Source organism: Psychrobium sp. nBUS_13 (assembly GCF_051201665.1).
In the GTDB taxonomy this organism is placed as follows: Bacteria; Pseudomonadota; Gammaproteobacteria; order Enterobacterales; family Psychrobiaceae; genus Psychrobium.
On record NZ_CP179210.1, the window covers coordinates 1,008,968 to 1,035,739 of the forward strand.

The following is a 26,772-nucleotide window of genomic DNA, read 5'->3' on the forward strand; positions in this document are numbered from 1 at the left end:
ATGAGGGAATTATCCTCCCGTATAAAAATAAACACTTAATCAATTAATGATTCGGTTTCTATTTGTCAGGTGAATTTATTTGTTGTTGCAGGTAGTCAATCAGCGATTTTATCTTCGGTGACAGCTGACGATTATGGGGTCTTACTGCCCAAATATGCTCTTGTGGTTCTTGATGATTTTCTAACACCACTATCAATTCGTTTTGTTCTAAATAGCGGTCAACATAATATTGCGGCAATTGAGCAATGCCTAAATCTTTTTTTACGGCATCTAACAAAGCATAACCATTGTTATATTGATGAGTACCTTTTACTTGAATTTGTTTGACTTTATTACCGTTTTTTAAGCGCCAATAATTCTGCGAGCCTAATAAACAGTTATGGTGTTGTAATTCGTTAATGGTTTGAGGTTGACCATGTTGCTCTATATAAGCAGGGGAAGCGCAAAGATAGTTTTGACGACTCGATAATTTGGTGGCAATTAACGAAGAGTCTTCTAATGCACCGATGCGAATAGCTAAATCAAAACCTTCTTCAATAATGTCGATGCGTTTGTTAGTCAGGTGAGCTTGCACGGTCACATCGGGATAGCAGACAGAAAAATCATTGACGAGCGGCAAGATGATTTGTTCGCCAAAGGTAATAGGTGCAGTGAGCTTTATGTGACCCTGCGGCTTGCTTTGTAGGTTAGTTAGAGCCAATTGCGCGTCTTGTAATTCGTTAAGAATATGATGGCACCGATGATAAAAAATCTCACCTTCTTGAGTTAGCGACACATTGCGCGTGGTGCGATAGAAAAGCTTAATATTGAGGCGAGACTCTAGTGCATTGATATGTCTTGAGACGTGAGCCGTCGACACATTAAGTTTTTGCGCTGCTTGGGTGAAGCTTTGTGTTTGTGCGACAGCGACAAATTCGCTGATACCTTGCCATTCCATTATTACTCTCTGGTAAAGGTGTTTTGTAATTTGGTGATATTATCATTGATTGAGAAATATTTATAATAAGCCTAATAGTAAAACACTCCCTAAAAAGGAAGATAGAAATGTCAGACCAATTTATTAAATCTAAAGCCGCCGTTGCGTGGGGGCCTAAACAGCCGCTAAGCATTGAAGAAATCGATGTCATGTTGCCTAAAAAAGGCGAGGTGCTAGTAAAAATTATCGCTTCTGGTGTATGTCACACCGATGCATTTACGCTATCAGGTGAAGATCCTGAAGGTATTTTCCCTGCGGTATTAGGTCATGAAGGTGGCGGTATCGTTGAGCAAGTGGGTGAAGGCGTCACTAGTGTTAGTGTTGGCGATCACGTGATCCCACTTTACACACCTGAGTGTGGCGTGTGTAAGTTCTGTACTTCTGGTAAAACTAATCTGTGTCAGCAGATCCGTGAAACACAAGGTAAAGGTTTAATGCCAGATGGCACTACGCGTTTTTATAAAGACGGTGAGCCGATTTTCCATTACATGGGTTGTTCTACATTTTCTGAATACACTGTACTGCCAGAAATTTCACTAGCGAAAGTGAACCCTGAAGCACCACTTGAAGAAGTCTGTCTATTAGGTTGTGGTGTAACTACCGGCATGGGCGCAGTGATGAACACAGCGAAAGTTGAAGAGGGCGATACCGTTGCTATTTTCGGTATGGGTGGCATTGGACTATCAGCCGTTATTGGTGCTGCTATGGCCAAAGCGTCACGCATTATCGTTATTGATATCAATGAATCAAAATTCGAATTGGCTAAGAAATTAGGCGCGACAGATTGTATTAACCCTAAAGATCACGATAAGCCAATTCAAGATGTCATTGTTGAATTAACTGATGGCGGCGTAGACTATTCATTCGAATGTATCGGTAATGTTGATGTGATGCGTAGTGCACTAGAGTGTTGTCACAAAGGCTGGGGCGAATCTGTGATTATTGGCGTGGCTGGTGCAGGTCAAGAAATTTCAACTCGTCCATTCCAGCTAGTAACTGGTCGCGTATGGCGCGGCACTGCATTTGGCGGTGTGAAAGGGCGCACTGAATTACCAGATTACGTTGAGCGTTACCTTGCTGGCGAATTTAAGCTTAGCGATTTTATTACGCATACCATGGGTCTTGAAGGCATCAACGATGCTTTTGACTTAATGCATGAAGGTAAGAGTATTCGCACCGTTATTCATTTCGATAAATAAACTTTATTGAATACTATGTCAGGAAACTTGGCTTTAGACTGCCAAGTTACCTGACATTTATTTACTTCCATAAAACACTTCATTAGACTTAACACTTCTTCTCTTTATTAGTGTCTCCCATGACGTTCTCACAGCTTGGTTTATCACCTTCAATTGTCGATGCATTACCAACATCACTTAAACACCCAACGCCTATTCAAGCGTTAGCTATTCCTGTCGCACTTTCCAAAAACGATGTATTAGCACTAGCGCAAACCGGCAGTGGCAAAACATTGGCTTTTGGTTTACCGCTTATTGAATCATTAACGAATAACGCGCAAGGCATTGAAGCTTTGGTGATAGTGCCAACCCGAGAGCTGGCACAGCAGGTGTCATCATCGTTGGCAGAGATCGCAAAGCCGTTAGGACAGCAGATAGTCACTTTATGTGGCGGAGTTGATCAAAGTGCTCAAGTTGCTCATGTTAATCAAGGCGCGCGCATTGTTGTTGCAACGCCGGGACGATTACTCGATTTATTAGAACAACAGCTATTGCCTGTTAATCATCTTCAGAGCTTGGTACTCGATGAAGCTGATCGTTTGTTAGACATGGGCTTTTTAAAAGACATTGAAAAGATAGTTACGCATTTACCACGTGAAAATCGCCAAACTATGATGTTTTCAGCGACGTTGGCGCCCAAGTTAGAGAAATTAGCGCAAAAAATATTACAACATCCTCAGAAAATTGAAGCCAATGAAGCAAACACCGTTGTTGAAAATATTAATGAACAACTTTATCTAACTAATAAAGGCAGTAAAGCGAAAGCCTTGATTGCACTATTAACCGAGAATAATTGGCAGCAAGCACTAGTATTCATTAACGCGAAAGATAGTGTTGACTCTGTCGCCAAAAAATTAAAGAAAGCTGGGCTAAATGTTGCGGCACTCCATGGCGAAAAAGCGCAAAGTGAGCGCCAACAGACTCTTGCCGATTTCCACAATAAAAAACTCAATGTGCTGGTGGCAACAGATGTATTGGCTCGCGGCATTGATATCGATTCACTGCCAGTCGTAATTAATCTTGATTTACCCGACAACGCGCCTGTTTATGTGCACCGTGTTGGCCGCACTGCGCGCGCTGGAAAATCAGGTGTGGCAATTTCATTAGTATGTCATGGTGAAGCAAAGGCATTAGCAGCCATTCGCACGCTAACTAAACGTGAGCTACCACTGCAATCACTTGAGAATTTTCCTGTTACCGACAAACCGTCAGCAGGTGAGAGTAAGCGCGGCCCTAAAGATAAAAAAGCCAATCGCCGAACGGCAAAAAGAAAACAAGCGGGTGGATTTAAAAAGAAGCCGTCATAATAAATTGATTGTACATCCATTTTAAAGTTCGCTAGTCTCATTGAGCTACTTATTAAGATGACTGGATTTTAGATGTTGTATAAAAATGTTACTATTTCTGCAAGTAAATCAATTGCATTGGTTGCTCATGATAATATGAAATCGACATTGTTAGCTTGGTGTTGTAAATATCAAGAGTCGTTAAATCAACATAGGTTATTCGCAACAGGAACTACAGGTAGCCTGCTCTCAGAGCAAGCAAAACTTGATGTTACAAAGCTCATTAGTGGCCCATTGGGAGGCGACCAGCAAATTGGTGCACTTATCACTGAGCAAAATATCGATATGATGATTTTCTTTTGGGATCCACTTGAGGCGCAGCCTCATGATCCAGATGTTAAGGCGTTATTACGTTTAGCTTCTGTATGGAATATTCCAGTCGCATGTAATGAATCAACCGCAGATTTTCTGATAAACTCGTCATTATTTGATGCGCCATATGAGAAGTCCATTCCTGATTACGACCAGTACATTAATCAACGCACAAAATAAAAAGACTCATCAATGAGCCTTTTTTAAATTTAAATTTAAATTAGAAAATATAGCTTTAGATACTAACTAACCAGTTGTGCTTATCTTCAGCAAGACCCCATTGGATGTCGTTCATTGCTTTACGTAATGCTTGAGTGCGAGGGCCTTCTTTACCGTCGCCAACGATATGTTCTTTGCCGTTGTGAATGAAGGTGCCAACAGGGGCTAGTACGGCTGCTGTGCCTGATAACGCTGCTTCACATCCAGGCTTAGCTGCGCGTTCTAGTAGTTCGGCTACTGTTAGCTCACGCTCAGATACTTTCATACCCATATCGCGCGCTAGCGTAAGAATTGAATCACGGGTTACGCCGTGTAAAAAGCTCTCGTCTAATGCTTTTGTGATGATTTCATCGTTGTCGATTAACAAGAAGTTTGCAGCGCCAGTTTCTTGAACGTCACCGTTTGGACAAAATAGTACTTGGTCAGCTTTAAACTCGTCACGTGCTTGCATGATAGGGCGTAGCGCACTTGCGTAGTTACCACCACTTTTGATCATGCCGTTGTGCGGTGCACAGCGCATACCTGTTTCATCAAGCAATAAACGCAGTGTGCCAGCGTCGCTCGAGAAGTAGTTACCTACTGGTGATAATAAAACATATTGGCATGATGTCATTGATGGTGCAGCGGCTTTACCGATTGCAGCTTCTGTACCGATATGTGTCGGTCGAATGTACATTGAACCCGGTGGTTCTGGTACTTCATCAGCAAAACGATTCACCACATCTTTAATCATTTTTTCTGTGGCTGCTGTATCAATTGCTGGTAAAGATAGTAAAGCACTACTTTGTGCAAAACGAGCAATGTTCTTGTCCATGCGAAATAGCTTAATTGAACCATCAGCATGACGAAATGCTTTTAACCCTTCAAAACACGTACTTGCATAGTGAAGCACATGAGCACCAGGGTGAAATGTAAGGCTGTCACTTGGGACGAGTTGCGCATCAGTCCATTTTTCACCGTCATAATTAGAAATTGCCATTTCAGGCATGAAAACTGTACCAAACGCTGCCATTACTTACTCCAAGAACTATCTATAAAAATCATTAACTGTCATTTGCTCTCTAAAGGCCGCAAATGCACGAAATACCCAATGATTATAGTGTTGAGTGTTAGTAATTGGAATTGCCAAACAGTGAATTTTATAAATTAAAAAAAGCCTACTCAAAGTTGAGGCTAAAAATGAGGTTGCTAGTTAGTTATTGTTATTTAAGATATTGATTGTATGTCGAAAAGTATAATTGATATGTTGTTTTATGAAACACTGTATCTCAATTAGTGATTTACTATGTAAACTAATGTTTACGTTGTCAGTATTTTGTGGTCAATTAGTGGGAATTTAGTGAATGATTTATTTGGACTTGGTTGATGTAAACGGGGCTGTAGTCAGCGTTTTGTTTTTCTACAGGCATAAAAAATCGCCTATCTTTAGAAACTAAAGGGCGATTATTTTTTTCTAAACATAGAGTGGTGATTGGATGTGGGAGCTGCTTTCTATTTATGAAGAGTGAAAGCTAACAACGACCTTCGACATTCTGTCACTCTTTATTCGAAGAAGGAGGAGTTGAGCCCGAGGACTTTCTCAGAAAATAAAGAGTCAGACTGCTCTATCTCGCAATTATTCTTCAAGTTTACTTTTCTTCAGGCATAAAAAAATCGCCTTGAGGCGATTATTTATTCTCTTTAAAAAGAGTAGTGATTGGATGCGGGAGCTAGATTTGAACTAACGACCTTCGGGTTATGAGGCTTATTTTTTAGCTGTGCTTTAACAAACTTAAATGTACGTTAATATCTATTTTCAATAAGTGTTTGTTAAGTATAGCTATAATAGTATTTTCTGTGAAATGTTTATTTTCCTTTCTTTTCGGAGAGGGTTAATGTTTGTCACAAATTATCGCTACTATATGATTTTTATTTTATCAATTTACTGAATTATAAGTCACTAAATATTGCTCGCATCTGATTTCATAGCTGCGTCACATAGATTAACCCATTGGCCAACGTTCGTTCTTTTATGCTGTGCTGATAGTGTCTTTACTTTCCCAATGTCATGTAATAACGCCGCAGTAATAGCTAAGTCACGATGATCATCATCTTGCCAAGGCATTGTTGATACAATTTGAGCCACTTCTACCGAGTGCGCTATTAATCCGCCGGGGCAGTTATGATGATGATTCAAACTTGCAGGGGCTTGAATGAAACCTAAACAAATACGACTAGGTATTAATACTTGCGCAATGAAGTCTCTTAACTCAGTGCTTTTAATGCAATTAACTAGGGTACAGAAGGCGTGAAGCAATTGCTTTTTGGGGCAGAGTGCCGAGGGAAGCGAATCTAAATCGCACTTATCTAAGGTGAGCTTATCGCTGGCCTTTTCGATATATATTAGGTGTAAATATTTTCGATTTTTGTAGCGCTTTACGCACATTTCACATTGGATCATCGCACCATGATGCAGATCTATTATTTTCTCTGGAACGCTAAACATATAGGCAGTAACGCTACTATGAATATCAGATAGCTTAATAACCCAGTATGGCTTGTTATTACGATCAAGTTTGGCAATAAACGCTATGAGTCGATAGCACCCTTTAAAGCGTTTTAAATGGACGCCATCACATAAACGCGGTTGGTGTGAAACATCAATAATATTAATCATGAAACTCTCCAAATGATGCATTTAATAATTTCTCGAACGCACTGCCGTCCTGTCTAGTCAGATTAGGTACGAAACGAGAGTAAACTTGAAATAGCATTTGAGTGTTACTGTGGCCCATTTGCCGTGCAATCCATTCTGGTGATTCGCCACTTGCTAACCATAAAGTGGCGGCCGTGTGCCTACTTTGATAAGGACGACGCTTTTCCAAACCGAGTCGCTTTAACAGTGGATACCAAATACGCTTCGTGACGTTGTTATGATCAATTGGCTGACCTGTGACGGTACAGAAAACATATTTAGAGCGTTGAAAACTCGCTTTGTATTGAATTTTTAGTGCCTCAAAAACAGGCTTGCTCATTGTTATTTCACGTTGGGAATAATCGTTTTTAGTGTAATCACTTCTACCGTTAACTATCGTTTCTCGAATTTTAATCAGGCGATTATCGAAGTCGATATACTTCCACTTTAATCCGTCGATTTCACCCGTTCGCATACCTGTTAGAAATCGTACTAAGTAATAACGGCTATAATCTTCCCTAACTTGAGATACTATTTGATTTACCTGTTTCAGGGAGAAAGGGTTCACATCAGATTTTGCAATCTTTAGGGGCTTAATCCGTACAAAAGGGGTATTAAAATCGTAACGTTCCGCTGCTTCTTCAAAGATACGCCTTAATGGATCCATAATTTTATTAATGCGGTTATTGCTAATGGTTGATCTTTCACCTCGACCCGGTACTTTGGCCAAACTCGTTCTAAACTTAAGTAAATCTGCGCGAGAAATACTGTCTATTTTCATTCCTGAGAATGCTGGCAGGAAGTATTTATTTTTCATGCTCAACATATTTTTTAGATGTGACGGGCGCCACTTCAACGCGTTCTCTTCAAACCAAGCGTCCAAAAAAGTCTCGAAGACCGGGATACTATTGGCAACAACGTCAATCTTCTCTTGTTCAATCGTCGCTATCTTTATTGCGGCTCTACTATCAGGAAAGTGAGTTAGGTAATTGAACTGGTTTGTTACCAATTCAGCATTTATCGTATCTAACTTCTTTTGTAACCGGCGACGGTTCAACTTAGTGTCCGTTAGGTTAGCTTGCTCTCGGTAACGCTTACCTTGGTAAGTAAAATCAAAGTAAAGTTTTCCCGAGTCTTTACGTGAGGTGAGTTTAGCCATGACGCCACCCCCACTACTCTGGCTGCGCTAATGATAGGGCATCATGCTCAGCACTAAGCATGTCAGACTCAATCGCTGCCCAAATAAACAGAATCTTCCTACGGCCAAATGGTCTGATGTAATGTCGCCCTTCGATTAAGCAACAATCAAGTAATTCATTACGGATTGTTCTTGGTGTGTAATGGATTCGCGCTGATAGCTGATCTGTTGTAAGATAAGTATTATGTGTATCGCTGCTCATGTTAACCACCTTAAAGCTAAGTTTATTGGTGTTTATGATTAACTTTATAATCATTTTGATTAAATGTATTATCATTTTGTGGTTTTGTCAATATTGTAGGTCGATTTTTGTTCGTTTAGGGGGTTTAGTGTTACGGTTTAAAGTAAAAGAGCTTATTGCTGACAAAGAGTTTAACGAAGGTAGAAAAGTAACTATTGCAGAGGTAGCAGAGGCTTGCGGGATGAATAGAATGACTCTAACTAAGATCTGCAATCAAAAAGGTTATAGTACGGTTACCGATAATTTAGATAAGCTTTGTGAGTACTTTGATTGCAAAATCGAAGATTTGGTGTTGCGTGTGGCAGACGATAAAGATGGTTAGGTGATTATTTTATGGAACGAACTTCAACACTAGAAATGAATGCATAAAGGAATGGTCATGAAAAATGTAGTAATAATCCTGCTATTACCAGTGCTAAGTAATTGCACAATGCTAAATCAAAATAGCCTCAACAACCAAACATACACGAGATTTTTCACGTGCGAAAATGCTGAAAAAACCAAGCGAGAGAAGTTTGTAGTAACATCAAGAGCTGAAATATCAGACACGGATATCAACATTCAAATTGAAAATACATTAGATAAAGACAAAATGCATTACTATAAATGTGTAGTTGAAACTACAAAATAACCTACGATGGGCTCAGTCCTTTCTCGAAAACCCAACCAATCAAAAACAATTCCCCTCATAGCTAACGGTATAACTTATTAAATAAGGAACCGTTATGCTGCTTAGCTTATTTTCATGGCTTAGCCCCTACGCTGGGCGCGCCAGAAGTAACGCACCGCCAAACACCAACACTCAACCTGCGGGCGCAGTTGCATCGCCAACCATCAGTGTGCCTGTAAAACCGGGGGCACCAGCTCGCGCCATCATTTCTTCATCAGCCACGGGAGAGAACATGAACACAGTATCAAATCAAATAAAAACAGCATCCAGTACGTCCAATGAGACAAAAACAATTAAAGGAAATCCATGGTTGGCAATTATCATCGCCTTAATCGCAACGGCGTATCTGCTACTGCTACTATTTGCATGGGTGGCTCAGGAGTCGGTGTTTAAAAATGGCATGTTTTCAATGCCGTATCCTGAAATATATCAAATATTCCCATCCATCATTGAACAGCCAAATAATGGCCGCTTCGTGACAGCCAAGCTTTTAACATTTTACTTAAGCTACCCCCTAGTCGTCATATTAACTTACCTAGTTTATCAATATTTGGTTACTGCATTGCACTGGTTTGGTTGTTATTGCGCCAAGTTAAAATACATCACGCCAAATCACCGTCTTTACGGCGTTGCCTTTGTTGCTGAAATTGCGCCAGTGTTCGGCCTAATGTCTAGCCTGTGGGCGTTAATGAACAAAGGTGGCGATGCTGAATATGTTCGCTGGGTCATGTGCCGCCCCAGTTTTCTTGGCATGGCGTGTTATGCCATGGCGCTTATCTACTTACATTGGGCACCACAACAAGTGAGGGCTTAACAATGAATACCCATGACAAATTTCTAAAAAGCAAAACGGGATTATGGCAGCTCTACGTCGACATCTTAATTATGTTAATGGTTGTCGCGCTCTAACTCGATAGATCAATTACCCGCATAACTGATGATGCAAGCACTACCAACCAAGGAGGCAGCATGAAACACCTATTATTGATCTTAAGTGCACTAATACTTAGCGCATGTCAAACCACAACGAGCAATCGCCAATATACACCGCAGCCAAACTATAACGGTGACTATTCGTACCATTCACCAGTCTCAAATCAACAATCTGAGCTCCAATTGCTTTTGAATAAACTCAATGTTGAACTAGAGACCGATGAATACCAACAGCTTCAACACTGGGTTGACCTTGAATATCAACAGTTAAAGAAAAACAACTTTGTTGCTCGTTCATTGAAGCGCGGTAACAAATATATTCCCTACATTCTGCAGGAGTTGCGTCAAGCCAATTTACCACCGGAATTTGCATATTTAGCGTTAATCGAATCTGGGTTTAAACCCAGCGCTAAATCACATAAAGGGGCGAAAGGTGTTTGGCAATTTATGCCTCGAACAGCTAAAGGCTTAGGATTGTCGCCTTATCACCGTGACGATGTTGTCAAATCTACGCAGGCGGCTATTCGATACCTTAAAAAACGTTATGGGGTATTTGGAGATGATAGCTTGCTTGTTGCTGCATCGTATAACGTTGGTGAAGGTGGTATATCATCACGTTTAAGACGACTAAAAGACCCATTTAAACGCAGCTTTGTTTCGATTTACCCTCAACTACCCACAGAAACTAAAAATTATGTACCACGATGGTTAGCCGCAACACTTATTGTCGACGAATTACGAGAATCAGCGCTTCATCAGCAACCCGAAGTTATCATCATTGTTAATAAACGTTACTTAATTGAATCATTGCTTAAGCAACTGGAAGTATCCGCAGATGAATTCAATCAATTAAACCCACAATATAAAAGGCAGCGTTATCTTAACAAGCGCAACAACTTTATCGTATTTGAACAAGTCAATGCACAAGCTGAATTTGACGGTTTGATGCTACAAGCCAATGATAATTATATTGTCAGGGCTATAAAAGAGGATCGAGCTTCACCGCTGGCATACTATCAACCAAGAAAAGCATCAGCAAAAAAACAGCGACGCAGCAATGCGAAGTTTATCAAAATCAAAATACAACAGGGCATGACCTACAGCCATTTAAAAGATTGGTTTGGTGTTAGCAAGTCGCAGTTAAGACGTTACAACCCATCACTAAAACGAGGGCTCTTTGCTGGCAGCATCATTAAAGTGCCGGCCCCAAAGAAAAAAGCACGCTACTACCGAGTAAAAAAAGGCGACACCCTTGGCAAAATTGCTCAAAAACAGCGTATTTCATTAAGCAAACTTCGCTTAACTAATGGCGTCAGGCGCAACCAGATTTACGTTGGACAAAAACTGATATTACTTTAACTGGTAAATGATAAAAATAGCGTGGCACAAGCTAACGTTTGGTCGCCACTAACAAAATTCAAAATTAACAACTTAGGATATACCAAATGAATAAATTAAAATTATTACTAACCAGTAGCTTGCTTTCTCTAATGGCAACACCATCTGCTTTTGCCGATGAATATAATCCTTGTTCATCTTCTGGCTCAGGCATGCAGCGACTCGAGTGTCTTGAAAAAGAATACCGAATTCAAGACAAAGGACTTAACAAAATATATAGAAAGATACACACACTATTAGATAAACATTTAGATGCAAAGATAGATGGCAGTTTTGAGTTTTCCGCGGCAAGCAAAAAAAGACTAATAAAAGCGCAACGAGCGTGGATTAAATTTCGAGACTCCAACTGCGAATATATAATGGGAGATCACCCTGGAATCGGTTCGGGGTGGTCCATTGGGTTGGCATATTGTCTATCTGAAATGACTAAAGAGCGCAATGACGAGCTCACTGTTGACTATAATCTTTCGCGTGAATCATCTATGCAGTCTTATCCCGAGATCTGGCAATAGCGAACAAATACCCCGAAACCATGAGGCATCAACCCATTATTAATTTTAATGCCGCAACATGTTGTAACATTTATCAAATAACAGCTATAGTTAAGCGCAGTTAAGAGCTAACATTATCAATGTGTTAAAAAGGATTATTTCGTGGCCAAACAGCATTTACCGTCAGAAAGCTCATACCAACAAAATGAAGTAGGCACATGGATCATGACCGACAACTTCAGGTTTTGTTTGCAAGAGCTGATTAAAAACAAAGATGGCAACGAAGTTTGGCTGGGTTATGACAGCAATCTACTCAAATTAATGAAGCACAACAGCGCAATCCCCGAAGAGAAATTGATAAAAAAATGCCTATTTATCCTTAAATTTTCGGTCGAACTAAGTGCAGATATGGCGCAGCTCAGTAATGAGCGAGCCATGCTTGAGTGTCTGTCCTTGCAAGGGGGCTATCGTTACCTGCCCATGCTGTACACCGCAGAAGACGCGAACCAATGTTATAAAATGATTCTCGGCGAAGACAATCGCACTTACGAAAAAGACCCGATTACCAACAAAGCCTTTATAGTATTGCCATACATCCCTAGTCAGCCGCTCTATAAATATGCCATGGCTTGGGCTCAAGCGCAGCGCATCAAAAAAACAGCCGATCTATTGCCAGCATTTCGTAAAGCAATCACCGAACTAACCCAAAGCGGCATCATCCATCGTGACATTTCACCAAACAACTTGCTGGTGGACAGTCGAAGCGAGCAACACCCTGAACTACACCTTATTGATTTTGCCATGGCAGTCAATTCAAATAAGCCAATAGACAAACAAACAATCAACGGCTCTGGCACCCCAAAATACGCCGCGCCAGAGGTAATGCGTAATCAACCCGACGTCGACCACCGCAGTGACCAATTTAGCTTAGGGTGCGTGTTTTATTCGATGTTGACGGGCAGGGTGCCCGAGTTTGCGCCGGGTGACGATTTGATTCGGGAATTTAAGAGCAATGTGCCGGCCGTGATTGGTGATGTGTTAATCAAAGCGATAAGCGAAGATAGAGCGGGGCGGTATGACAACCATGGTGATTTCTTATCGGCGCTCTCGCGAGCATTTGTAAGGCACCAACGAGAGATAACGGGGGCGCTACCGCTAGAGAAAAATAAGGAAGCGTGGTTTGGTCACCAAACCCAACTTAAAAATCAGCTGTTAGCGCTGCGAGAGCGTTTAGCGGAGTTGCAGCCACTAACTCGTTTGTTTAAAGGATTGCATCAGGCGGAGTTACTAGAGCAGGGGCACATAACCACCTTAGTGGGGCTTGAGCAAAGCGAGCAGCAACTCAGCGCGCTCGTGAGAGACTTAAGCGAGCAAGACGAGGCGGCGCAACGAAAACTTGACGGGCTTGGCGTTACACTTGAGCAAATAAAACGTGGTGAGCAAACCAACCAAGTGAGCGAGGTAACACCGCCGCAAATAGCGCTGTCGGGCATTAAGTCCATCGTTAGCGACAGCAAACAACGCCAAGCCGATGCTGCGGCGCAGCAGGCCGAGTTATTTGCGGCGCTAGGTAAGCGACTTACTCCCCTAAGTAGCAGTGACGGGGCGGACGACAAAGCCGAACTCAGTCAGCACACCAAACTGACATCAGCTATTGATGAGGCCCAAACACATCACGAGGCATTGCAAAGCGCGTATCGAGAGGGGAGCCAACAACAAAGTAACGAGGCTCAGCAGGGAGTCATTGCGGCATTGTCGACGACAGTAAGTCATGTGAGAGGGCTGATAGAAAGCGGCAATAAAGCGCAGCAGCAGGAGCAAAAGCAAGCGAACCAACAGCATTACCTGAGCGGCAAATTAAGCGAAGCGGTAGAGCAAGACAACATCACCGCGCCACTCATCACACAATTGGCGGCGCACTTTAGCGAGCAACGAGCGCAAGAGCAGGTCACAACACAATGCATTAATGAATTAACGGCGTTTAATGGCAGCGAGCAGGCAATACCCGCGCACTGGCAAAGGGAGTGGCGGCAACATCAACCGAGGACAAAAACAAAGCTAGCCATCCTCATCGCCGTTGTCATCGGTACAGGTTACGCCCTGTCCACCACTAACCTAAACGTTGCCAGCGGCCCTAAGCTAACGGTGAGTGCCAGTGGACTGTTTCAAGGGCAGCAGGGAGAGGTAGAGATAACCAGCAGCGAGCCACTTGAACAAACGCTGAGTTTTACGCTTAACGGCAAAGCCTGTCCTCAAAAGGCAACAGCCTCAAACACCCAAAATAACCAAAATCAGAACAGTGATACGAGTCAAACATTCCAGTGCACGCCAGAACAAAGTGGCAAGTTAAGCTACCAAATCAGCCAAAACAATAAAACGCTACAAAGTGGCAAGCTTCACATTGCCAAGCCCTATACTTTTTTGCAAGTGAGCACCACGCCAAGTGATGCCGAGGTGTTGGTTAATGGCCAAGCGTATACCGGAGAGATGCTCAAGTCAGGTACATATACACTAAGCATTAGCAAGGCAGGGTATCAAACTCAAGAGCACGACATTGAAGTGACTAAAACGCAGCGCCGTTTTGCCTACACGCTAACGCTAAACAAAGTAACCCCTGCTTTCACCACCACCCCAAGCGATGCACGCATTCGATTAAATGGCACAGATTATGATAATCAGCCCGTGGCACAAGGGGACTATCAGTTAGAAATAAGCAAGGCAGGTTATCAAAGCCAAAGCACAACCATCACCATTAAACCAAACAGCGAGTTTACTTACACCTTAGTGTTAAATAAAATCAGCCCAACCTTCACCACCACCCCAAGTAATGCAACGGTATTCATCAACAACAAACCCTACCCAAAGGGTAAGGCGCTAAAACAAGGTCATTACGACATTACGATTAAGCGCAAGGGGTATCATGACAAAACGGGCAAGATAGCACTAAGCGCTGATAACAAGACGTTCAGTTACCAACTGAGCAAAGTCCCCGTCAAGGTTACCCCCAAGCCGGAATCAACAGCCCTCAACGCAACGGTTACCAAGCAAGGTAAAGACAAGGTTTACACGGTTGATGGTGTTACATTCACGATGAAACACATTCCTGCAGGGCGTTTTGAGATGGGCTGTTTGAGCAACGACACTGATTGCAGCGTGGATGAAAAACCAGCACACGATGTCAGCTTAACCTCTTTTTACATGATGGAAACAGAAACCACCTTTGCGCTATGGGATAGCTGCGTCAAGGCGGGTAAGTGTGACAAGCCCAGTGATAAAGGTTGGGGTCGAGGCACCCGCCCCGTGATGAACGTGAGTTTTAACAACATCACTAAACAATTCATCCCGTGGCTGAACAACGCGCTTAAACTGAGAGGGCAACAACAATTTAGCCTCCCAAGCGAATCCCAATGGGAGTATGCGGCGCGAGCGGGCACAACGACTAAATACAGTTGGGGTAATACCATTGATTGCAGCAAGGCTCAATATAATGGAGGAAAGAACTCAAATTGTTACTTCAAGCCTAATGGAGAATATCGCGGCACGGCTTCTGTTAAGTCATTTCTGCCAAATGCCTTTGGTCTTTATGACATGCACGGCAATGTGTGGGAGTGGACGCAAGACTGCTGGAATAGCCGTTACAAGGGGGCGCCAATCAACGGTAAGGCATGGCTCCGCGGTGATTGCACACGTCGTGTGCTGCGTGGTGGTTCTTGGGACAACTTACCACGATACGCCCGTTCAGCCAACCGCAGCATCTACTCGGTGGGCTATCGCTACTACTTCTACGGTTTTCGTGTAGTCCAGGGCTGAGCGCAGCGAGGTGTCCCTTTATGCTTTATCCTTTGACCCTTTATGGAGCGAAGCGACTCTCCCCTCCTCAGGAGGGGCAGGGGGAGGTGGTTAGGTTTTATGTTGGCCGCGCGCAGCGCGGTGGTTACTAAATCTATAAGAAAGTAGTCGCTATGTTTTTTGAATTAGGCGCAAACCATAGCGACTCTCTACCCTCATTAAGAGGGGCTGTGATTTTTCATAAAAATTTACTTGGTTAGGTATTTTGTAAATTTATTGTCTATAACTGTCAATTCCCCGCATCAACACTTCGGTATTTGTTTTGTAACTATTCACTAGGGAAAATTATTTTCTAAGGATCCTTTTTAGCTATTGACCGATCCTGCCAGTATGCCAAGCTAGGGCTATGACTTAATCGCCCTAGCTTCAATGAACTTAAACAGCATCAACATCACTGAAATAGTTGAGCAAACTAAAGCTCAGTTACAAGAAGATAAGACACTCACGCCTGCGTTGAAGATGTCTATCGAGCTTATTCTTGTTATCGTTGTTATGCTTGCCAGTAAATTGGGACTTAACAGTAAAAATAGTAGTATCCCGCCATCAAAAGATATTAACCGAGAAAAACAAACCAAAGCTAAATCAGATAAGCTAGCGGGTGGACAAAAAGGCCGAACGGGTAAAACGCTGACTCAAACAGAAACGCCCGATGAGATAGAAGTCATTTTAGTTGACCGAGACATGTTACCTCAAGGACGTTATCGTGAGGTGGGTTTTCAAAAGCGGCAAGTTGTCGATATCGACATCAGTAAAGTGGTGACAGAATACCAAGCGCAAATTCTGGAAAATGCGCAAGGAAAGCGTTTTGTGGGTGAATTTCCAGAAGGCGTTAACAGTCCGATCCAGTATGGCGTTGGTGTGAAAGCGCATGCCGTTTACTTATCCCAATATCAATTACTTCCTTATAATCGTATTGAAGAATACTTTGCCGACCAGCTCGGTCTCCCCGTCAGTGCGGGTAGTTTGTTTAACTTTAATGAGCAAGCCGCTGCACTGGTCAAGTCATCAGGTGCAGAAGATATCATAAAAACGGCATTACAAAGCCCTCATCAAACATTACATGTTGATGAAACAGGTATTAATATCGGCGGAAAACGGCGATGGCTTCATGGCGCGTCAACGACATGGTGGACGTATTTTTATCCTCATGAAAAAAGAGGAAAAATAGCGATGGATGACGCCGATATTCTTCCTCACTTTAGTGGTGTACTGTGTCATGACCATTGGAAACCGTATTATCAATATACCAAGTGCCAACATGCCTTATGCAATGCTCATCATATCCGAGAGTTAGAAAGAGCATGGGAGCAAGATGGCATGCAATGGGCGAAGGCGTTGCAAACCTTACTGAAGGACATGAATAAACATCAAATTGATAACCCCAACTTAGACGAAGACACTAAGCGGCAATACTTAACGCAATATCAAAAAATACTAGCCGCAGGTGAAATTGAATGTCCAGCGCCAGATGAAAACAGCCGAATAAAAGGTCAGCGAGGGCGATTAAAACGAACAAAATCCAGAGCATTGTTAGAGCGATTAAGAGATTATCAAGATGATGTCTTACGCTTTCTGACGAGCACTGCTGTCCCATTTACCAATAATCAAGGCGAGAATGATATTAGGATGACAAAAGTTCATCAAAAAATATCTGGATGCTTTAGAAGTATGCAAGGCGCAGAGATGTTCTGTTTGATCAGAAGCTATTTATCGACTTGCAGAAAACAATATGTATCTGCAAGCCTAGCCCTTGAATTGCTATTCAAAAATCAGCTTCCAGATGTATTTATTGAAGATAAGGCTGAATAGTTACTTTGTTTTTATTTTATTGAGGCGTTTATGTGTTATCTAATCAAAGCTCTGTTTAGGTTTGTGCAGTCAATTATTGTGTTTTCGTTATTTTTTTTACCTTGTGTCAGTGTGGCTGATGATAGTTTGATATTTTTTTGGTCACCACCGGCTAAAGGCGAACAGAATGTGATGGTGCAGCCAATAAGTAGTGAAGCTAATAAAGTGGATCTTGTGTTTAATATGATTAGTCAACAAGGTGACGACGCGGTTTTTTCTTATACGTTGCAAAATAGCGAGAAAACTAACTATATCAATTTACAATTCACCATGCGCGATTCAGCGCAAGGACCTAGCCTTGAACTCTTATTAAAAACTAAAGGCTTTAGGCAGCTATTCAAGCCGAAGGTGGGCAGTCGTAGTGTGCGAGTGTCGATAGAAGGATTACTCAACAACGAACTTAATATTCGCTTATGGGGCGATAACTATGAAGAGTTTGCCCATATTGAACTACCGTTTACTATAGGTCGTAGTCATTTTATTCATCGCAGCGGTGAATTGAATATGTCTCTTTTTTTGGTTAGGTAAAATAATAGCCTCTTTATATTCAATAATTAGCGGAAAGGTATACTAATCGTTAAAGTAGCAGCGTCGAAAAAACGTGTTGCTGGAAGGTAGGGGCTCAAAATACTGCGTAAGTACATTCAGAAAAGAACCGCGTTGGTGACGATTGAATTGCTGGTAATGGGGAATAATTAGCTAGACGAGGATATTTATCAGCATGGTTTATTTACGATGCTTAATCGTTGATATGTTATTTATTGTTGACATGAAGATATTGCTGTTTGATAGGGATGGCGTTGTCAACAATCGCCTTATATGTCACAGGTAATCAATGAATAGATAGTAGCTTATTTTATTGCCTTACAAGCTAACCTATCGAAAATTAAAGAAAAACAATCAGATTTTTTATGTAAGTTAACATCAATTAAGAGCTATCGATGACACACTACGTCACAGAAATAGCCGATGGATAATTAGATGTTTCATAAAATAACCTGAAGGTCGGTGGTGAATGTTTATGCAATAAACTCGTTGTTTATTCCTAGCGGAAAAATAGCAAAGCGAGCGTAAATGTCACAGGGACGGCACAAGCGTGTTTTTCTATGGTTCTTGCACGACAAATTATGTGTGTGCGTTACTTACAAAAAAACTGTTTTTTAGCTGGGCTTACGGTATTTTAACTCGAAGGTATGATACGTTTTAGTAAACTTGGAATGGATAAATACTTTTTGATAATCACCACTAAAGCTAGAGTGGTATTGATTCTTGCCTTGAAAGTGTTAATTCACTTTTCTATAGACATAAAAAAATCGCCTGTCTCATTGCTGAGGGCGACTGATTTATAGTAGTGATTGGATGCGGGAGCTAGATTTGAACTAACGACCTTCGGGTTATGAGCCCGACGAGCTACCAGACTGCTCCATCCCGCAATCACTTGCCAATTTGTATTGGACTTTAAAAATTGTGTTGGATGCGGGAGCTAGATTTGAACTAACGACCTTCGGGTTATGAGCCCGACGAGCTACCAGACTGCTCCATCCCGCAAACACAATGCGAACATTGTTAGATTTGAACTAACGACCTTCGACTTCTCTTGTAAAAGCAAGTTGAGCCCGACTGGTTTTAATACCAGACTGCTCCATCCCGCAAACACAATGCGAACATTGTTAGATTTTAACTAACGACCTTCGACTTCTCTTGTAAAAGTAAATTGAGCCCGACTGGTTTTAATACCAGACTGTTTAATTCCGCAATTACATTTTCTATCTCTTCGACCTGTGCCGTTGAGATGGGCGCTATAATAGAGAATTTAATTTTATTTGCAACCACTAATTTTTAAAAACTTATCAAGTGAGTCAAAAATGAGCGCTACCGCTAATTTTTGTACGGTAATCGCAATAAAAATAACCTTTCCCTATTAATAGAGGTGTAAAAGTTGGTTTATGTTAAAAATTCCACCTTGGCCAAACTCATTAACTAACATCTGATTTAGCATATTAGCGGCGGTTGAAGATGCGCCATCATGTGTGATCAAGCCATGTTGTACTAAAAGAGTCATCTTGTGCTCTAAATTGCTTGAGTCTTGTGCTTGATATAGATAAGAAGCTTTATGTTCGGCAATAAGCTCATTTATAAGTCGTAAACCTATTTTATAACGTTCTTGAGAATATTGAGGTGTAAGTTGTTGTTGTGATAACACATCAAGGGGGTTTGCTGCTAAATCAATTGTTGGATGTGCAGGATGACTAACATCCGTTGAGGCAACGGCAACACCTGCTGTACGAACAACGTTATTGATATTTAAATAGAGCACACCATCGAGGCTATTGGTTTGCTTAAACTCTTGATAGACGTAATCAGAATAGACAGGCACTTCAACAACGGCAGGCGTTAACGAAATATCAGTTGCTAGGTGCTGCATTTTGTCACCTAAGCGGCGATAGTCACTTTTAGCATGGTCAAAGTCACGGGTTGAAGTGCGCTCTTGTTGTTTGGCTGAGTTTAACTGACTTCTTAAACTGTTAACTTCTTGATTGTATGAGGCGCGTTGGTTGTTAGATAGGTTACTGGCAGTCATTTTCATTTCAGCCCGTTGCAATTGGCTTGCAATGTTTTGAACTTCACTACGTTGAGATTGTGCTTGATGACGTAAATTGCTCATATCTCGTTCGTAATGACGGCGGCGATTACGAATATCTTGTAATTCATGTTGAAGCTCAACAAGCTCTGGGTTGGCAATTAATTGTGAGCCGCTAATATATTGCGTAACAGCATCTTGCCTCGATTGCTGGATCTCAAACACTGGATTTGATTGAGAGAATGCCATGAGAGACGTTGCTGAGTCACTATATTTGATACCGTCAATGCTATTTAGGATTATATCGCTAAAGCCCAGCGCGTTAGATTTTATTTTTGCGTTAATAATGCTCTTGTTACGCAATTGCTCATAGATTGTTTTATAGCGCTTAACTGCATGAGGGTTTTTGGTGATTTGAGCATTTTTTCCATAGAGAAGCAGTGCTTTACCAAGGTTTTTTTTCTGATATGCATAATCTGCAGCAGGGGTTAATGCTGTTGCCCATTGATTTAGTTGTGCTTGAGCTTGTGATAATTGTTGCTTGGTATTGGCATCATCAGGCTCTTCATTCAAGGCAAGTGTAAATTGTTCAACAGCGGCTTCATATTGGTTGCTTTGTGCGTATTTTTTTCCTTCATCCATGAAGTTTTGATGGGCACAGCCAGACATTATTGCGATAGCAGAAGTCATTAAGCCTATTTTGAATTTCGCTAATAGATTGTTTGGTAATGATAATTTACGCATGATAAACCAAGGATTATTGTAGTGAATTGATTGTACTATATTTTTACGAAAATGAATCCTCGCTTACTCTTCTTGTTGTTATTTTATTCAGTCAGTTCAATTGTTACTATGTAACACATATTTAGAAACATTTTATTTCAGCATTAAAGGTGGCTATATGGTATAAAGAGCCACTTTTTTTAAAGTGTATACAATTAAAATAATTCTAACTTGAGAGAGATCTACAGATGAACAAACTAGTTAGCGGTTTGTTACTTAGCTTATCAGTGGTAGTTACTGCACCACTAATGGCTAAAGGCAAACCATTTGAAGATAAGTTTCGTCAATTAGACGAACTACTGCCAACGCCAAACGTTTATCGTACTGGTTCAGGCGCGCCGGGACATAAATATTGGCAACAAGAAGCTGATTATGTCATTAAAGTTAAGCTTGATGATGAGAAGCAGCGTTTAACCGCTTCTGAAACAATTAACTACACAAATAACTCGCCAGATACGTTAACGTATCTTTGGTTGCAGTTAGATCAAAACCGTTTTAACCGTAACTCAACGGCGTCAAAAACGAAGACAACTAGTTGGTCAAATAAATCAAATCCTAAAACATCATTTAGTTCAATGCGTAACCTAGTTCGCGCAGAAGAGTTTGATGGTGGTTACAACATCACACGCGTTGTTCAAGGTGAAAATGGTCGTAAATTAAAATTCGTTATCAACGATACAATGATGCGTATTGACCTTCCTAAGCCTCTTCGTTCTGGTAAATCTTTCGAGTTTAGTATCGATTGGGATTACAACATGAAAGAACAGAAAGTATTAGGTGGCCGTGCTGGTTACGAGTACTTTAAAGAAGATGGTAACTACCTATATGAAGTGGCGCAATGGTTCCCTCGTATGGCGGCTTACTACGATGCTAAAGGTTGGCAGAACAAACAATTCTTAGGCAACGGTGAGTTTGCTTTAGAATTTGGTGATTACGATGTTTCTATCACTGTACCTGCTGATCACATCGTTGCAGCAACAGGTGAGTTAGATAACGCAAGCCGTGTTTTAAGCTCTAAACAGCGCAAACGTTTAGATAAAGCGAAAACGGCTAAAAAACCTGTAATCATTGTGACTGAAGAAGAAGCAATTGAGAACGAAAAAGAAGGCACTAACAAAACTAAAACGTGGCGCTTTAAAGCTGAAAACGTTCGTGATTTCGCCTGGGCTTCTTCTCGTAAATTCATTTGGGATGCACAAGGTTATAGCGAAAAAGGCGTAGACACGATGGCAATGTCGTACTACCCGAAAGAAGGTAACCCGTTGTGGGAACGCTATTCTACTGAAGCGATCATTCACACCATCGAAGAGTACAACAAGTACAGCCTACAATACCCATACCCAGTATCTATCTCGGTAAATGGCCCTGTTGGCGGCATGGAATACCCAATGATCACCTTTAATGGTCCTCGTCCTACTTTGGATAAGAAGACTGGTGAGAAAACGTATTCACGTCGTACTAAATACGGTTTAATTGGCGTTATCATTCATGAAGTAGGTCATAACTACTACCCAATGATTGTAAACTCTGATGAGCGTCAGTGGACTTGGATGGATGAAGGCTTGAACTCATTCGTTGAATATCTAGCGGCACAAGCATGGGAAGAAAACTACCCGTCACGTCGTGGACCAGCACGTAACATCACAAACTACATGAAGAGCTCTTACCAAGTGCCAATTATGACAAACAGTGAGTCTATCTTACAGTTTGGTAATAATGCTTATGGTAAACCAGCTACTGCATTAAACATTCTTCGTGAAACTATTATGGGCCGTGAGTTATTCGATTACGCCTTTAAAGAGTACGCAGAACGTTGGAAGTTTAAACGTCCTACACCAGCAGATTTCTTCCGTACTATGGAAGATGCATCAGCTGTTGATCTAGATTGGTTCTTCCGTGGTTGGTTCTACACAACAGATCACGTTGATATCTCTTTAGACAAAGTTACTAAAATGCACGTTGGCAACCAAGATCCAGAAGTTGAAAAAGCTTGGGATCGTGAGCAATTCAACAAAGAGCCAATGGACATCAGCGACATGCGCAATAAAGACATGAAACGTCGTACGCATGACAAGCCTGAACTACTTGATTTCTACAACGAAAACGATAAGTTCACTGTAACGAATAGCGACCGCAACAAGTACAACGGTTCTCAAAAGAAACTTGAAGACTGGCAGTTAGAGCTATTGAAAAATGGCAAAAACATGTACGCAGTAGACTTTAGCAACAAAGGTGGCTTGGTTATGCCAATCATCTTAAAGCTTGTTTACACTGACGGTACTGATGAAGTTGTTCGTACATCAGCGCAAATCTGGCGTAAAAATACTGAGAAAGTTTCTAAATTATTAGTTACTGACAAAGAGATTGCGTCAATTGAGCTTGACCCATACTGGGAAACTGCTGATGTTGATGTTAATAACAACTACTGGCCACAACGTGCTATCGAGTCTCGCTTGCAGTTATACAAACGTAAGAAGTCTAAGAGCCTAATGGAAAAATACAACCAAAAGCTTAAGACTGATAAAGACGAAGAGAAAGACGATAATAAAGACGCTGAAAAAGCTAAGAAAGCGGCTTAATGATGATGCGTAATGTTGTTATTTTATTGATGACGCTATGGCTTGGCATGTCTCAAGCTGTGGCGCATAAGTTTTTTGTTGGTTCGACTGAAATTATAGTGAATGAACATACCAATAGTATTGAAGTGATTCATCGTATTACCAGTCATGACTTGGAAAACATGTTAAGTGACAAACATCAACAGCGCATTGCTGCTGATAGTGATGCTTACTTAAAAATGGTTCAAGATTATATTGAGCAAGGTTTTATGCTGAAAGACAAAGATGGTAAAGACTTATCATTGTCGTTAATCGGTATTGAACCTGGGATAAATGAAACATTCATTTATCAGGAAGTTGAAGGACTTAAAGACTTAAAAGGTGTCACTGTATATCACCGCTTGTTAACGGATTACTTCGTTAATCAAAAAAATCGTGTGAATTACGAGTCACCTTCTTTATCGGGGAGTTTATTGTTTGATAACAATACCCGTGTTCAACAAATAAAATAACGACGCTTGCAATGAAAAGCCCGTTTGGTGAAAATCAAACGGGCTTTTTTTATGGGAAAACATTATTCAATGAGTGAGCTATTTAAAGATATTTATACCCGTTACCATTGAAGATGCTTGTTTCAGAGCTCGGGTAGGATTCGAATACAAGGCATGATTTGTAATTAATGGTCACTCCCTGATTATAAATCATAACGCAGTAGTCGTGTTCTACCCGAGGTCCCTACGGGCAAGGCGATAAGCGACCAACTACGTTGTTATAAGATATTGGTTAAGAATGACTTAACGACACATCTTATGCCTAGTATTTGGCACGCTTCTCGTCTTGCTGAAATCATGCACTTTCACTGGCAACGGGTATATAATCAAGCGTTTTATCAGCAATTTGCTGGTGTTGTTGAAAATGTAATTGAGAGCTTTTCCAAAGACGCCTTTATCAATAAGATTTTTGATGAGTCTTTTGATGACATGGAGCTTAAAGCGAGAATGGCTCACACCAGCACCGTATTGCATTATTTTCTTGATGATGATTTTGACGTTGCTGCCAAACAGATTATTGCAATTATCGATGCATTAGAAAGCAAGGGCATTGCTGAAAAGAGTGTTGAATATATGTTTTTCCCTCATTACATCGAACAATTTGGACTCGATGAATATGAGACTGCTATTGTCGCTTTTGAGCGTATTACTCAATTTACTAGCTGTGAATTTGCAGTACGTCCATTCCTCGTTAAATACCCCGAGCCAATGTTGGCGCAAATGATTGAATGGAGTAGACATGCTCATCCAAGTGTAAGGCGTTTAGCCAGTGAAGGATCACGTCCTCGTTTACCATGGCAATGGCGCTACCTGCTTACAAAGCTAGCCCAACGCCATTATTACCAATTTTAACGACATTACGTGATGATAGCGATGAAGTCGTTAGGCGCAGTGTTGCTAATAATCTTAACGACATTGCCAAAGATAATCCTGATTTTGTGGTGAATTTTGCGCATCAATACGGCGGAGAGTCAGTTAATACTGACAAGTTAGTTAAGCACGCCTGTAGAACCCTATTAAAACAAGGGCATCCGGCGATATTATTTTTCTATAGTTTGTCTTGTGAGTATTTATCAGTGGATAATTTGGTGGTAGAATGTGACGCGCTTCACATCGGGGAGTCGCTTGCTTTCGAGTTTGATGTGACTAACCATGATGTCACGTCGCGGAAAGTGCGATTGGAGTATGCCATTCATTATCGTAAAAAGAATGGTCAATTAGCCCCTAAAGTTTTTAAGATTAGTGAACGTGATTATGCTGCTTCTAGCACACTGCATATTCAGCGCAAACAGTCTTTTAAAGTAATAACTACCCGCGTATTTCATGTTGGCGGACATCGTCTTTCTATTATTGTTAATGGTCAAACGTTTGTGAATCATGATTTCGAATTATTGACCTAACCCATCAAAAGGAACGGCAAATGGCAGACCAACAGCAGTCTCAATCATCCTCGTTACTGGAAAAACTATTTAAACTTAGCGCCCATAAAACTAATGTAAAAACAGAGTTAATGGCTGGCCTGACAACCTTTGTCACTATGTCATACATTATGTTCTTAAATCCAAGCATTATGTCTAAAACAGGTATGCCATTTGATGGTTTGTTTTTAGCGACTTGTTTGGGAGCTGCAATAGCAACCATTTTAATGGGACTTTACGCCAACTGGCCTGTTGGTTTAGCGCCTGGTATGGGGTTAAATGCCTTTTTTACCTTTACCGTTGTCTTGCAAATGAACTATTCGTGGGAAGTCGCTCTTGGCGCTGTTTTCTTATCGGGTGTGCTCTTTGTATTAATGAGTGTTACTAGGTTAAGAGAGTGGATGCTCGATAGTATTCCCATGAGCTTACGTCTTGCCATGACCGCTGGTGTCGGTTTATTCCTTGGGTTTATTGGTCTGCGTTTCACCGGCATTGTCGTACCAAACGGCGACAATGTTGTTGCGTTAGGAGATTTAACACACTTTGGTTTTGGTGCCTATGGTCCTGAAGCGCCAGCTCTTGGTTTACTTAGCTTTTTATTGATTGCTATTTTGAGCTACCGTCGTGTATTTGGTGCGGTGTTTATTGGCATCGCAATCACCACGTTTGTTGCGTTTATCATGGCGATGGTTATGCCTAGCGATTTCTTTACCGTTGCTGAGGCAGCGAAAAGTTTTGCGCCTGAGTCAGGTTTTGTTGCTTATCCTGCTGGCGGACTATTTGCGTTGCCCGATTTTAGCGCGATTGCACCCATTTTCTGGAAAGTCGATATTATGGGGGCAATGCAGGTTGCGATGATCCCAGTCATCATTACATTCTTATTCGTTAATATTTTTGATACCGCTGGTACGTTAATGGGGGTTGCTCAAAAAGCTAACCTGCAAGATGAAAACGGTCATATTGAAGGGCTAAGCAAATCACTTAAAGCAGACTCTACAGCGTCTGTTATTGGTACAGCTTTTGGCTGTCCGCCTGTGACTTCATACGTTGAATCTGCCGCTGGCGTTCAAGCGGGTGGCCGTACTGGCTTAACAGCTGTCACTATTGGTGTGTTGTTTTTATTAGGTGTATTCTTTTTACCATTAGCGCAAACACTGCCAGGCTTTGCAGTAAATGGCGCACTGATATACGTAGCCATGGTGATGATGACAGCATTGGCTAAAATTGAGTGGGATGACTTAACGGAAGTTGCTCCCGCTGTTATTACAACAGTGATGATGGCGTTAACGTTCTCTATTGCCAACGGTATCGCCATTGGTTTTGTCACCTACACGGCACTTAAGGCAGGTACTGGTAAGTTTGATCAGATCTCAAATGGTGTATGGGTTATCACCGTATTGTGTATTGCTAAGTTTATTTTCTTAGGGCATTAATTCGAATAGTGTAACTAGAAAGTAAAAAACCGCTTACTACAGAAATGGAGTAAGC

General features: G+C 41.4%; 22 protein-coding genes and 2 tRNA genes. 16 read left to right on the forward strand and 8 right to left on the reverse strand.

Translation table 11 applies throughout. The features are described from left to right. Positions 1–58: 58 nt before the first annotated feature. Positions 59–937: a LysR family transcriptional regulator gene (locus tag ACMAZF_RS04520; RefSeq protein ID WP_435276276.1), complete on the reverse strand. Its 879-nt coding sequence runs from the start codon at positions 935–937 to the stop codon at positions 59–61. A gap of 107 nt (positions 938–1,044) precedes the next feature. Between ACMAZF_RS04520 and ACMAZF_RS04525 the strand changes: the two genes are divergently transcribed. The 3 genes from ACMAZF_RS04525 (at position 1,045) to ACMAZF_RS04535 (ending at position 4,052) form a co-directional block, all read left to right on the forward strand. Beyond that, a complete protein-coding gene (locus ACMAZF_RS04525; RefSeq protein WP_435276277.1) occupies positions 1,045–2,175 on the forward strand; it encodes an S-(hydroxymethyl)glutathione dehydrogenase/class III alcohol dehydrogenase in 1,131 nt (376 codons plus the stop codon). A gap of 119 nt (positions 2,176–2,294) precedes the next feature. Further along, positions 2,295–3,521, forward strand: a complete 1,227-nt coding sequence (locus tag ACMAZF_RS04530; RefSeq protein WP_435276278.1) for a DEAD/DEAH box helicase — start codon at positions 2,295–2,297, stop codon at positions 3,519–3,521. A gap of 72 nt (positions 3,522–3,593) precedes the next feature. Beyond that, the gene (locus ACMAZF_RS04535) at positions 3,594–4,052 is read left to right on the forward strand and encodes a methylglyoxal synthase (RefSeq protein ID WP_435276279.1); all 459 of its coding nucleotides are present in this window, start codon (positions 3,594–3,596) and stop codon (positions 4,050–4,052) included. 55 nt (positions 4,053–4,107) lie between these two features. On the opposite strand, the gene ACMAZF_RS04540 is transcribed toward ACMAZF_RS04535, so the two are convergent. The 4 genes from ACMAZF_RS04540 to ACMAZF_RS04555 all read right to left on the reverse strand — a co-directional run bounded on the left by ACMAZF_RS04540 (position 4,108) and on the right by ACMAZF_RS04555 (position 8,165). Beyond that, a complete protein-coding gene (locus tag ACMAZF_RS04540; RefSeq protein ID WP_435276280.1) occupies positions 4,108–5,103 on the reverse strand; it encodes a branched-chain amino acid aminotransferase in 996 nt (331 codons plus the stop codon). Positions 5,104–6,030: 927 nt separating this feature from the next. Next, the gene (locus ACMAZF_RS04545; protein ID WP_435276281.1) at positions 6,031–6,747 is read right to left on the reverse strand and encodes an HD domain-containing protein; all 717 of its coding nucleotides are present in this window, start codon (positions 6,745–6,747) and stop codon (positions 6,031–6,033) included. Continuing rightward, positions 6,740–7,924 (reverse strand): tyrosine-type recombinase/integrase, encoded by a 1,185-nt coding sequence (locus tag ACMAZF_RS04550; protein ID WP_435276282.1) that lies wholly within the window; start codon positions 7,922–7,924, stop codon positions 6,740–6,742. Before ACMAZF_RS04550 ends, ACMAZF_RS04545 begins: the two co-directional genes overlap by 8 nt. 13 nt (positions 7,925–7,937) lie before the next feature. Next, the gene (locus tag ACMAZF_RS04555) at positions 7,938–8,165 is read right to left on the reverse strand and encodes a hypothetical protein (RefSeq protein ID WP_435276283.1); all 228 of its coding nucleotides are present in this window, start codon (positions 8,163–8,165) and stop codon (positions 7,938–7,940) included. Positions 8,166–8,292: 127 nt separating this feature from the next. Between ACMAZF_RS04555 and ACMAZF_RS04560 the strand changes: the two genes are divergently transcribed. From ACMAZF_RS04560 to ACMAZF_RS04595, 8 genes are all read left to right on the forward strand, one after another. Next, positions 8,293–8,526, forward strand: coding sequence for a helix-turn-helix domain-containing protein (locus tag ACMAZF_RS04560; protein ID WP_435276284.1), 234 nt, complete (start codon positions 8,293–8,295; stop codon positions 8,524–8,526). A 57-nt stretch (positions 8,527–8,583) separates the two neighbouring features. Then, positions 8,584–8,835 (forward strand): hypothetical protein, encoded by a 252-nt coding sequence (locus ACMAZF_RS04565; RefSeq protein ID WP_435276285.1) that lies wholly within the window; start codon positions 8,584–8,586, stop codon positions 8,833–8,835. 94 nt (positions 8,836–8,929) lie between these two features. After that, positions 8,930–9,688: a hypothetical protein gene (locus ACMAZF_RS04570; protein ID WP_435276286.1), complete on the forward strand. Its 759-nt coding sequence runs from the start codon at positions 8,930–8,932 to the stop codon at positions 9,686–9,688. A 155-nt stretch (positions 9,689–9,843) separates the two neighbouring features. Next, a complete protein-coding gene (locus tag ACMAZF_RS04575) occupies positions 9,844–11,166 on the forward strand; it encodes a transglycosylase SLT domain-containing protein (RefSeq protein WP_435276287.1) in 1,323 nt (440 codons plus the stop codon). Between the two features lie 86 nt (positions 11,167–11,252). Beyond that, on the forward strand, positions 11,253–11,717 hold the full coding sequence (locus ACMAZF_RS04580; protein ID WP_435276288.1) for a lysozyme inhibitor LprI family protein: 465 nt from the start codon (positions 11,253–11,255) through the stop codon (positions 11,715–11,717). A gap of 141 nt (positions 11,718–11,858) precedes the next feature. Further along, positions 11,859–15,506: an SUMF1/EgtB/PvdO family nonheme iron enzyme gene (locus ACMAZF_RS04585; RefSeq protein ID WP_435276289.1), complete on the forward strand. Its 3,648-nt coding sequence runs from the start codon at positions 11,859–11,861 to the stop codon at positions 15,504–15,506. Between the two features lie 408 nt (positions 15,507–15,914). Then, positions 15,915–17,354, forward strand: coding sequence for an IS66 family transposase (gene tnpC / locus ACMAZF_RS04590; protein WP_435274516.1), 1,440 nt, complete (start codon positions 15,915–15,917; stop codon positions 17,352–17,354). A gap of 63 nt (positions 17,355–17,417) precedes the next feature. Then, positions 17,418–17,921 (forward strand): hypothetical protein, encoded by a 504-nt coding sequence (locus ACMAZF_RS04595; RefSeq protein WP_435276290.1) that lies wholly within the window; start codon positions 17,418–17,420, stop codon positions 17,919–17,921. A gap of 828 nt (positions 17,922–18,749) precedes the next feature. Here ACMAZF_RS04595 and ACMAZF_RS04600 read toward each other — a convergent pair. The 3 genes from ACMAZF_RS04600 to ACMAZF_RS04610 form a co-directional block, all read right to left on the reverse strand. Beyond that, positions 18,750–18,826, reverse strand: a tRNA-Met gene (locus tag ACMAZF_RS04600). 38 nt (positions 18,827–18,864) lie between these two features. Next, positions 18,865–18,941 (reverse strand) — tRNA-Met (locus tag ACMAZF_RS04605). Positions 18,942–19,314: 373 nt separating this feature from the next. Further along, positions 19,315–20,718: a hypothetical protein gene (locus ACMAZF_RS04610; protein ID WP_435276291.1), complete on the reverse strand. Its 1,404-nt coding sequence runs from the start codon at positions 20,716–20,718 to the stop codon at positions 19,315–19,317. Positions 20,719–20,945: 227 nt separating this feature from the next. On the opposite strand from ACMAZF_RS04610, the gene ACMAZF_RS04615 reads away from it, so the two are divergent. The 5 genes from ACMAZF_RS04615 (at position 20,946) to ACMAZF_RS04635 (ending at position 26,717) form a co-directional block, all read left to right on the forward strand. Next, the gene (locus ACMAZF_RS04615; protein ID WP_435276292.1) at positions 20,946–23,336 is read left to right on the forward strand and encodes a M1 family metallopeptidase; all 2,391 of its coding nucleotides are present in this window, start codon (positions 20,946–20,948) and stop codon (positions 23,334–23,336) included. Next, positions 23,336–23,827, forward strand: coding sequence for a DUF6702 family protein (locus tag ACMAZF_RS04620; RefSeq protein ID WP_435276293.1), 492 nt, complete (start codon positions 23,336–23,338; stop codon positions 23,825–23,827). The genes ACMAZF_RS04615 and ACMAZF_RS04620 overlap by 1 nt, the downstream gene beginning before the upstream one ends. Before the next feature lie 297 nt (positions 23,828–24,124). Beyond that, the gene (locus tag ACMAZF_RS04625) at positions 24,125–24,718 is read left to right on the forward strand and encodes a hypothetical protein (RefSeq protein ID WP_435276294.1); all 594 of its coding nucleotides are present in this window, start codon (positions 24,125–24,127) and stop codon (positions 24,716–24,718) included. Beyond that, complete coding sequence (locus ACMAZF_RS04630) at positions 24,661–25,266, forward strand: hypothetical protein (protein ID WP_435276295.1); 606 nt, start codon at positions 24,661–24,663, stop codon at positions 25,264–25,266. Before ACMAZF_RS04625 ends, ACMAZF_RS04630 begins: the two co-directional genes overlap by 58 nt. A gap of 20 nt (positions 25,267–25,286) precedes the next feature. Continuing rightward, a complete protein-coding gene (locus ACMAZF_RS04635) occupies positions 25,287–26,717 on the forward strand; it encodes an NCS2 family permease (protein WP_435276296.1) in 1,431 nt (476 codons plus the stop codon). The last annotated feature ends 55 nt before the right edge of the window (positions 26,718–26,772 follow it).

Excerpts from the sequence above, each read along its gene's own strand:
- ACMAZF_RS04520 (WP_435276276.1), bottom strand. The coding sequence starts at position 937 with ATGGAATGGCAAGGTATCAGCGAATTTGTCGCTGTCGCACAAACACAA.
- ACMAZF_RS04525 (WP_435276277.1), top strand. The coding sequence starts at position 1,045 with ATGTCAGACCAATTTATTAAATCTAAAGCCGCCGTTGCGTGGGGGCCT.
- ACMAZF_RS04530 (WP_435276278.1), top strand. The coding sequence starts at position 2,295 with ATGACGTTCTCACAGCTTGGTTTATCACCTTCAATTGTCGATGCATTA.
- ACMAZF_RS04535 (WP_435276279.1), top strand. The coding sequence starts at position 3,594 with ATGTTGTATAAAAATGTTACTATTTCTGCAAGTAAATCAATTGCATTG.
- ACMAZF_RS04540 (WP_435276280.1), bottom strand. The coding sequence starts at position 5,103 with ATGGCAGCGTTTGGTACAGTTTTCATGCCTGAAATGGCAATTTCTAAT.
- ACMAZF_RS04545 (WP_435276281.1), bottom strand. The coding sequence starts at position 6,747 with ATGATTAATATTATTGATGTTTCACACCAACCGCGTTTATGTGATGGC.
- ACMAZF_RS04550 (WP_435276282.1), bottom strand. The coding sequence starts at position 7,924 with ATGGCTAAACTCACCTCACGTAAAGACTCGGGAAAACTTTACTTTGAT.
- ACMAZF_RS04555 (WP_435276283.1), bottom strand. The coding sequence starts at position 8,165 with ATGAGCAGCGATACACATAATACTTATCTTACAACAGATCAGCTATCA.
- ACMAZF_RS04565 (WP_435276285.1), top strand. The coding sequence starts at position 8,584 with ATGAAAAATGTAGTAATAATCCTGCTATTACCAGTGCTAAGTAATTGC.
- ACMAZF_RS04570 (WP_435276286.1), top strand. The coding sequence starts at position 8,930 with ATGCTGCTTAGCTTATTTTCATGGCTTAGCCCCTACGCTGGGCGCGCC.
- ACMAZF_RS04575 (WP_435276287.1), top strand. The coding sequence starts at position 9,844 with ATGAAACACCTATTATTGATCTTAAGTGCACTAATACTTAGCGCATGT.
- ACMAZF_RS04580 (WP_435276288.1), top strand. The coding sequence starts at position 11,253 with ATGAATAAATTAAAATTATTACTAACCAGTAGCTTGCTTTCTCTAATG.
- tnpC (WP_435274516.1), top strand. The coding sequence starts at position 15,915 with ATGAACTTAAACAGCATCAACATCACTGAAATAGTTGAGCAAACTAAA.
- ACMAZF_RS04610 (WP_435276291.1), bottom strand. The coding sequence starts at position 20,718 with ATGCGTAAATTATCATTACCAAACAATCTATTAGCGAAATTCAAAATA.
- ACMAZF_RS04615 (WP_435276292.1), top strand. The coding sequence starts at position 20,946 with ATGAACAAACTAGTTAGCGGTTTGTTACTTAGCTTATCAGTGGTAGTT.
- ACMAZF_RS04620 (WP_435276293.1), top strand. The coding sequence starts at position 23,336 with ATGATGATGCGTAATGTTGTTATTTTATTGATGACGCTATGGCTTGGC.
- ACMAZF_RS04625 (WP_435276294.1), top strand. The coding sequence starts at position 24,125 with ATGCCTAGTATTTGGCACGCTTCTCGTCTTGCTGAAATCATGCACTTT.
- ACMAZF_RS04630 (WP_435276295.1), top strand. The coding sequence starts at position 24,661 with ATGGCAATGGCGCTACCTGCTTACAAAGCTAGCCCAACGCCATTATTA.
- ACMAZF_RS04635 (WP_435276296.1), top strand. The coding sequence starts at position 25,287 with ATGGCAGACCAACAGCAGTCTCAATCATCCTCGTTACTGGAAAAACTA.